Annotated in this window: 5 protein-coding genes and 3 pseudogenes; 2 read left to right on the top strand and 6 right to left on the bottom strand. The window is 64.2% G+C overall.

All coding sequences use genetic code 11. The features are described 5' to 3' along the window. The coding region (locus BG842_RS21045) for a glycoside hydrolase (protein WP_254663357.1) at positions 1 to 1,140 on the top strand (1,140 nt) is incomplete at its 5' end. On the opposite strand, the pseudogene BG842_RS21040 reads toward BG842_RS21045, so the two are convergent. From BG842_RS21040 to BG842_RS21030, 3 genes and pseudogenes are all read right to left on the bottom strand, one after another. Then, positions 1,137 to 1,709: pseudogene (locus BG842_RS21040) on the bottom strand (phosphopantothenate/pantothenate synthetase); the annotation flags it as partial. The gene BG842_RS21045 and the pseudogene BG842_RS21040 sit on opposite strands and share 4 nt — an antisense overlap. Beyond that, the gene (locus tag BG842_RS21035) at positions 1,643 to 4,246 is read right to left on the bottom strand and encodes a heavy metal translocating P-type ATPase (RefSeq protein ID WP_254663356.1); all 2,604 of its coding nucleotides are present in this window, start codon (positions 4,244 to 4,246) and stop codon (positions 1,643 to 1,645) included. The gene BG842_RS21035 and the pseudogene BG842_RS21040, both read right to left, overlap by 67 nt. A 255-nt stretch (positions 4,247 to 4,501) precedes the next feature. Continuing rightward, positions 4,502 to 4,912, bottom strand: a complete 411-nt coding sequence (locus BG842_RS21030) for an SPW repeat protein (RefSeq protein ID WP_069452329.1) — start codon at positions 4,910 to 4,912, stop codon at positions 4,502 to 4,504. Between the two features lie 114 nt (positions 4,913 to 5,026). Here BG842_RS21030 and BG842_RS21025 point away from each other — a divergent pair, with 114 nt between their 5' ends. Then, complete coding sequence (locus tag BG842_RS21025) at positions 5,027 to 5,503, top strand: acyl-CoA thioesterase (RefSeq protein WP_069452328.1); 477 nt, start codon at positions 5,027 to 5,029, stop codon at positions 5,501 to 5,503. A 9-nt stretch (positions 5,504 to 5,512) separates the two neighbouring features. Here BG842_RS21025 and BG842_RS21020 read toward each other — a convergent pair whose 3' ends face one another. The 3 genes and pseudogenes from BG842_RS21020 to BG842_RS32090 all read right to left on the bottom strand — a co-directional run. After that, positions 5,513 to 6,505, bottom strand: a complete 993-nt coding sequence (locus BG842_RS21020; RefSeq protein WP_007977102.1) for a ribonucleotide-diphosphate reductase subunit beta — start codon at positions 6,503 to 6,505, stop codon at positions 5,513 to 5,515. Positions 6,506 to 6,541: 36 nt separating this feature from the next. Then, positions 6,542 to 7,582: pseudogene (locus tag BG842_RS21015) on the bottom strand (ribonucleoside-diphosphate reductase subunit alpha); the annotation flags it as partial. 140 nt (positions 7,583 to 7,722) lie between these two features. Next, a pseudogene (locus BG842_RS32090) lies at positions 7,723 to 7,848 on the bottom strand (hypothetical protein); the annotation flags it as partial. Positions 7,849 to 8,059 lie beyond the last annotated feature (211 nt).

Below are 8,059 nucleotides of genomic sequence, written 5' to 3'. Positions count from 1 at the left end.
AATCCGACGCGGCGAGGAGTACTTCGATTCGGCGCGGTAGCGGCCGGTGTCGGCGTGGCGGGGAGTTCCGTCCGACGAACCGAGAGCGACGCTGATTGCCTGTCCGGGGACCGCGGGACGAACGACGAAGCGGACGCTCCGGTCGACGTTCGCGGAGCCATCTACTTCCCGTCCAGAGCGTACAACACGTTCCAGATGTGGCACGGCTACGACCCCGACGTCATCGAACGCGACCTCTGCTATGCGAGTCGGATTAACCTGAACGCGCTGCGGGTGTGGCTGAGTTTCGAAACGTGGCGGCGCGAGCCGTTACGGTTCGGACTCCGACTCGAACACTTTCTGACGACGGCGGCGAACCACGGTCTCCGGGTCCTGCTCGGCATCTTCGAAGGTATCGGGTTGAATCCCACGGAACGCCAACTGCAAAACACCGACCCGCTCACTGCTCGACCGGTGTTCTCGCCGTCGCAGGAAATCATGAAACAGCGAGCGCGCTGGCACCTGCCGCGACGCTTCATCCGGTGGTTCATGGAACGCCACCGCGACGATTCGCGCCTGCTGGCCATCGAACTGATGAACGAACCCGGCTGGAAGTCGTGGAAGATGCGGTTCGCGCGGGCGATGTTCCGAACGCTCGCCGACCAGCGCGGACGCGTCCCGCTGTCGGTGGGTTCGACGAACATCCCGAACAACCGGAACTACCGAACGTGGGGGAGCGAAGTGTACCAGTGCCACAAGAACTTCGCCCACACCGAAGGGCAGTACCGTCGGTTGCTTCGCCGTATCAACGCGACCGAGCGTCGGACCGGTCGCCCCGTCTGGCTGACGGAGTGGCAGCGACTCGCACCGCCCCGAAAGGGAACCGGAACACATCCGCCGAACTACGCGTCGCTCGCCCCCCTAATCCGTCGGGCGGGCGTCGGCAATTTCTTCTGGTCGCTCATGGTCAAACCCGCGTATCAGGTCTATCGCCGAGAACAGGGATTGATAAGCGGAATATTCCACGAGGACGGCACAGTCTGGAGCGCGGACGATGCCCGGGCCATCAAAGCGATGTCGGGCGACCCCACTTTTTCGGGCGAGGAACGCTCCGAATGGCCGTCGTGGGCCGAGTCCGTTCGGAACGCCGTCACCGACTAGACGTCCCGTATCGCTCGTTCGGCGTCGTCGAGGGCCGCTTCGCGGTCGAAATCGGCGACGATAGCTTCCAGTTCGTCCCGGGACGCGTCCGCGAGGTCGCGGGCGTGTTCCGTTACGTTCGGCACCGCGCGGATGATGTTGTCGATTATCGGAATCGCGGCGGTTCGCGGCGAGCGCGAGAGCGGATTTAGGTCGATGACGATCTCCGTCTTTCCCATCTCGCCGAGCGCTTCGGCCCGGTCGCCGTCCTCCAGCGGGACGAGGACGACATCCGCATCGTAAATCCCGTCTTCGTCCACCTTCCCCCGCTCGTGTTCCAGTCCGGGAATGTGAGCGTCCGCGGCGAGTCCCTTCACGTTCGTCGCGCCGTGTTCACGGAGGTGGTCGGCGATGGCTCGCATGCGTTCTTCCGTCCGTCCGAACAGGTTCACCTCGATGTCCGCGCCGGTCGCCTCGGCGAGGGCGACGGTTTCGCCCGGCACGAGCGCCGCTACGTTTCCGTTCACCGAGAGCACCGCGTGCTCCGCGAGGAGCAGTTGCGCCGCCGCCGCCCGCTCCGCCGCGTCGGCGCCACGCTGGAGAACGCCATCGCGCCCGCGGCGAGCGCGGGCTGGAGCAGACCGAGCGAGGCCAGCGGAATCATGGCGGTGTTGTAGCCGAGCGCCCAGAAGAGGTTCTGCTTTATCTTCGAGAGCGTTCCCGCCGAAATCCGAATCGCCTTCACCACGTCGCGCGGGTCGTCGCGCATCAGCGTCACATCCGCGGCCTCGATGGCGACGTCGGTGCCGCTGCCGATGGCGGTGCCGACGAACGCCGCCGCGAGCGCCGGGGCGTCGTTCACGCCGTCGCCGACCATCATCGCGTTCTCGCCGCCCGCTTGCACGTCCTCGACCACGGCCGCCTTCTCGTCGGGGAGCACCTCTGCGCGAACGTTTTCGGGGTCGATGCCGACCCGTTCCGCGACTGCGCGGGCGGTCCGCTCGTTGTCGCCCGTGAGCATGAGCACGGTCAGTCCGCGCTTTCGGAGGTCCGCGACGGCTTCCTTCGCGCTCGCCTTCACCTCGTCTGCGTTGGCGACGACGCCGAGGAGGCGGTCGTCGAGCGCGACGAGCATGGCCGTCTTCCCCTCGCGTTCGAGCCGTTCCATCGTCTCCTCCGCCGGGTCGGTGTCGATTCCGGCCTCCCGGAGGAGTTTCCGGTTGCCGACGAGCACCTCGCCGTGGCTCGTCTCCGCCCGGATTCCGTGGCCGGGAACGTTCTCGAAGGAACTCGGGTCCTCGATTTCGACGCCGCGCTCTTCCGCACCCGCCACGATGGCCTTCGCCAGCGGGTGTTCGCTTCCCCGCTCCGCGCTGGCCGCGACGGAGAGCACGAGTTCTTCCGTCGTCTCGGCGTCCGCTGTCGCTCCGAGTACGTCCGCCCCGCCGTCCGCCATCGCGGGGTCGGTTTCGTCGGCAATCGCCACCACGTCCGTCAACTGCATCTCGCCCTCGGTCAGCGTCCCGGTCTTGTCGAAGACGACCGTCTCCGCGTCCTTCACCCGTTCCAGCACGTCGCCGCCCTTGAACAGGACGCCGGTACGCGCTCCGATGGCCGTTCCGACCATCGTCGCCGTCGGGGTGGCGAGGCCGAGCGCGCAGGGACACGCGATGAGTACCGCGCTGGCGAAGACGACGACGGCGAACTCGAACACCGTGACGCCGCCAGCAGCACCCGCCGCACCGCCCGCGACGTTCGGGCCCCCGGCGACCAGTCCCCACAGCGGCAGGCCGTTCACGAACCCGGAGAGCGCTTCGGGGAACAGATACCAGAGGATTCCCCATAGCAGTGCATTCGCGATGACCGCCGGGACGAAGTAGGCGCTGATGCGGTCGGCGAGGTTCTGAATCTCAGGTTGGCGGGCCTGTGCCTCTTTCACCATGCCGACGATTTGCTGGAGCGCCGTCTCCTCGCCGACTTTCGTCGCTCGAACCGTCAGCACGCCGTTCTCATTGATGGTCGCGCCGATAACCTCGTCGCCTTCGCGCTTTTCGACGGGGACGGATTCGCCCGTCACCATCGACTCGTCCGTCGCGCTCTCTCCTTCCACCACGACGCCGTCCGTCGGAATCTTCTCGCCGGGGCGGACGCGAAGCAGGTCGCCTTCCTTCACGTCTTCGAGCGGGATTTCGCGTTCGCCGTCGTCCTCGATCACGGTCGCCGTATCGGCTTCCAGTTCGAGGAGTTCGCGGAGCGCGTCGCTGGCCTGCCCCTTCGACCGGGCTTCGAGCCAGTTGCCGAGCGTGATGAACACGAGGATGAGCACCGCGCTGTCGAAGTAGGTGCCGCCCGGGATGAGCGACAGCATGACGGCGACGCTGTAGACGTACGCCGTGGTCGAACCGAGCGCGATGAGCACGTCCATGTTCGCCGTCCGGTTCTTCACGAGCGCGTTGTAGGCGTTCCCGTAGAACTCCTTACCCAGCCAAATCTGAACCGGCGTGGCGAGAAGGAACTGTATCACTGCCACATCGACGCCGAACAGCGTCTCGCCCACCATCTCCGGGAAAAACAGGTGTTCGAGCATGAAGAAGACGAGCGGCGCCGCGAGCACCGCGCCGAACAGCGTCAGTCGGAACTGCTTGCGTATCTCGGCGTCGCGCGCGGCTTGGCGGGCGTCCGCCTCCGCTTCCCGCCCGTCCGTGCCGTCCTCCCGGATCGGTTCGTAGCCCGCCCTCTCCACGGCGTCGTAGAAGGCCGACCGGTTCACTCCGGCGGGGTTGTACTCGACGCTCGCCTCGTCGGTCGCGTAGTTGACCTCGGCGTCCACCACGCCCGGGACAGATTCGAGCGCTGTTCGATTCGTGTCCGCACAGTTCGCACAGGACATCCCCGTGATTCCGATGGTCGTCGTCGCGCGAACCGGGTCGTATCCAGCGTCCTCGATGGCCGCGTAGATTTCGGACAGCGAGACGACCTCCGGGTCGTACTCGACGGTTCCCTCGTCGGTGGCGAAGTTGACGTTCGCCTCCCGTACGCCGTCGAGCGAGTTCAACGCCTCGCTGACCGTTCCCGAACAGTTCGCGCAACTCATCCCACGGATTTCGAGTTGCGTTTTTTCCGTCATTGTGTCTCTCTACGGGATACGTGTTCATTCACCTTGTCCTTTAGAAAATTCGGTCAGGTGGTGGATGGACCTCAGATACTAATCTCTCCGGTCGAGACGCCGATACGGTCGAACCCGAATGGGGCGTGAACACCTTTGTTACTGCTTTCGACACGCGTATCGCGTATCTTTTTATGCCATGTCGAGCCGATTTCAGAATAATGCGTCGTGCCCTCTTCGTGGCCGTGAAATACACCTCGCACCACACGGTTGCGGCTACGACTGTCCGCTTCCGCCCACGTCGCTCCGGGAGCGTCGTTCGAGCGCCGCCGTCCGCGCTTCTCGTACCACGCGCCCGCCGAGGAACGCCAGCAGGACGCCGACGACCGCATCGCCCCACTTCGGAATCGGTCCCGCGGTAGCGACGGCGAACGGGCGCGTCACTTGCCAGAGTCCGAGCAGGGCGAGCAGTCCCCCCGCTGCGATGCCGACCTGTCGGTCGCGCCACGTGCAGACGACGCCGTAGAGCGCGAGCGCCGCCACGACGACCCCCACGAGAACGTCGTTCCAGAAGTTCGGTGCGAGCATCGCGTCGTAGACGACGAACGGCGCGGCGAGCAGCCAGACGCCGAGCGACATTCCCCCGATGATGAGTTCCTTCCCTCTCATATCCGTCCATTCCCCCATATCCGTTCACGTCCACGATTCGTCGGCGGATAAGTGAGACGGCCGTAGAACAAACTCACTTTCAAAAATACAAGTACAGATGTTTTATCTGTGAGCGTCGTGTAGCGCCACTCGATGCACGACACTGCGACACTCGCCGAATCGCGGACGGTCATGAGCGAAATCCTGATGCCGAACGACGCTAACAACCTCGGTCGGGCGCTCGGTGGGTCGATTCTACACTGGATGGACATCTGCGCGGCCATCTCCTCGCGCCGGTTCTCCCGCCGACAGGTCGTCACGGCGTCCATGGATCACGTCGATTTCCTCGGTCCCATCGACCTCGGCGACATCGTGACTGTGGAGGGGTACGTGTTCGAGACGGGCGAGACGAGCATGGAGGTCGTGGTCTCGGTTCGGGCAGAGCGGCCCAGTCACGACGAGAAGGGAGAGACGGCGACGTCGTTCTTCACGATGGTCGCGCTGGACGACGACGAGACTCCGACGGCGGTCCCGAACCTCGACTGCCCGACCGACGACCAGAAAACCCTGCGTGACGACGCCCTTCGTCGCCGCGAAAAGCGCCGCACGTCGCTCAGTGCGTCCCAATAAGAACGGCCGCTACCAGTCGAGCGACCCGCCGCTCTGATACTCCGTGACTTGCGTCTCGAAGAAGTTCTTCTCCTTGTTGAGGTCCACCTGCTCGGACATCCACGGGAAGGGATTTTCCGTCCCGTACTGTTCGTCGAGGTCGAGTTGCGCCAGTCTGCGGTCGGCGATGTGCTCGACGTACTCGGCGAACTGCGCCGCGCTCATGCCGAGGATTTCGTCCGGGCAGGCCTCGTACGCGTAAATTTTCTCCAACTCGACGGCGTTCGTGATGAGGTCGGTCACCTCGTCGCCGAACGCGTCCGTCCACGCGTTCGGGTTCTCCGCGCGGATTTCGTTGATGAGGTCCACGCCGAACCCGACGTGGAGCGACTCGTCGCGCAGGATGTACTCGAACTGCTGGCCGATGCCGACCATCTTGTTCTGGCGCTTCAGGCCGAGCATCATGGCGAATCCTGCGTAGAAGAAGACGCCCTCCATGATGACGTAGAAGCCAACGAGGTCGCGGAGGAACTCGCGGACGTCGGCGTCGGTTTCGATGGTGAAATCGGGGCGGTCGATGGCGCGGGTCAGGTCCACGACGAACTCGTCCTTCTCGGCGATGGAGGGAACCCGGTCGTACATCCCGTAGAGGTAGTCGGGGTCGAAGCCGAGCGAGTCACAGCAGTAGATGAACGTGTCCGTGTGAATCGCCTCCTCGTAGGCCTGTCGGAGGAGGTACTGGCGACACTCCGGAGCCGTCACGTACTCGTAGAGCGCGAGGACGATGTTGTTCGCGGTGAGCGATTCCGCCGTCGAGAAGAACCCGAGGTTCCACTCGATGAGTTGGCGCTCGGCGTCGGACAGGGCATCGCCGTTCCACTGGGAGATGTCGTCCTGCATCGGGATTTCCTCCGGAACCCAGTTGTTGTTGACGCCCGCCTCGTAGTAGTCGCGGGCCCAGTCGTAGTCGAGCGGCAGTATCTTGTTCGGGTCGTGTTCGTTGTCGGTGTCGAGTATCGGCATGTATCGTTCGTGAGGTATGTTATCGCGTCGGTCGTGTCACTGGCAGGCGTCGCAAGTGGGGTCCTCGACGGTGCAGAGGTCGGTTTCGCCGTCTCCGCTGTCGGCGTCCCCGCTCCCGTCGTCGTCGGGGTCGGTTCCGAATCCGTCCCGGTGCTGGCTCTTTCCGTATTCGGCCATGTCGAGCGTCGATTTCTCGATTCCCGACGCGCCGAGCGTGCGGAGGTAGTAGGTCGTCTTTAGTCCCAACCGCCACGCCGTCTTGTACACGTCGTCGAGCAGGGTGCCGTCGGTCGAGGGGAAAAAGACGTTGTGCGAGACGGACTGGTCTATCCACGTCTGTCGGTGCGCGGTCAGGCGGAGTTGGTGGCGCGGGTCGATTTCGAACGCACCCCGGTACAGTTCCTTCAGGTCGTCCGGAACGGTGTCGATTTCCTGAATCGTCCCGTCGTGGTATTTGATGCGGTCCACCATCTCCTCGTCCCACAGGTCGAGGGCTTTCAAGTCGTCCACGAGGTGGTCGTTGACGACAGTGAACTCCCCGGACATGTTCGATTTCACGTAGAGGTTCGAGTACATCGGTTCGATGGAGGGCGTGGTTCCGTTGATGGTCGAGACGGTCGCCGTCGGCGCGATGGCCATCGTGTTCGAGTTCCGCATGCCGTGCTCCTCGACGTGTTCGCGGACGACGTACCAGTCGAGCGTCTCCTCGCGTTCGGTCGGAATCTCGCGGCCGCGTTCGGCTTCGAGCGTATCTACGGTATCCTGCGGGAGCATCCCGCGGTCCCACTTTGACCCCTCGTAGGACGGGTAGGTCCCGCGCTCCGCCGCGAGTTTCGAGGAGTTGTGAATGGCGTGATAGGAGACGAACTCCTGCCAGCGGTTCGCTTTCTCGATCGCGTCCTCGGAGTCCATGGGGATTCCCAGTTCCATCAGCGCGTCGTGGAATCCCATCGTGCCGAGCCCCACCGGCCGATGCTGCATGTTCGAGTGTTCGGCCTCGTCCGTCGGGTAAAAGCAGAGGTCAACCACGTTGTCCAGCATCCGCATCGCGGTTTCGATGGTCTCGGCGAGGTGGTCCGAGCGCGCCGCCGTCCCGAACCCAGTCGGCGAGGAGCGCACAGCGGTCGACGTCCGTGTCGCCGCCCGCCACTTGCTCCGTTTATCTGGAGCGTGTCTGCGCCAACGTCGCTCAGAATCACGAGGTCGTACTCGTCCAACGCGTCGGTCGTCCGCGGAAACGATTCGGCGGCGACGTGACACGGCTGATATGTCACCGACGCGCCGACCGATTCGAGCGTTTCGATGAACCGGTCCGCCGCCTCCCCGTACTGGCTGTCGCGCATGACGTTTCTCCCCTTTATTTCGAACTGTACCGTCACCCACGACTCACCGGCGAGCAAGACGTTCGTCATCGATTGTCGTGTCAAACCGTCGCCCCATAACCCTATCGTTCGCGTCAGAACGGGAACAGTCGCGCCTTCGCCTCGTCCGTCAGCGGCGCGCCGTACTCGCTCACTTCGAACGCCTCGGCGTAGCGGACCTCCTCGCCCGCCG

This window comes from Haladaptatus sp. W1, assembly GCF_001723155.1.
In the GTDB taxonomy this organism is placed as follows: domain Archaea; phylum Halobacteriota; class Halobacteria; order Halobacteriales; family Haladaptataceae; genus Haladaptatus; species Haladaptatus paucihalophilus.
The sequence above is the reverse complement of the archived record's forward strand: the minus strand, read 5'-3'. Positions and strand labels throughout refer to the sequence as shown.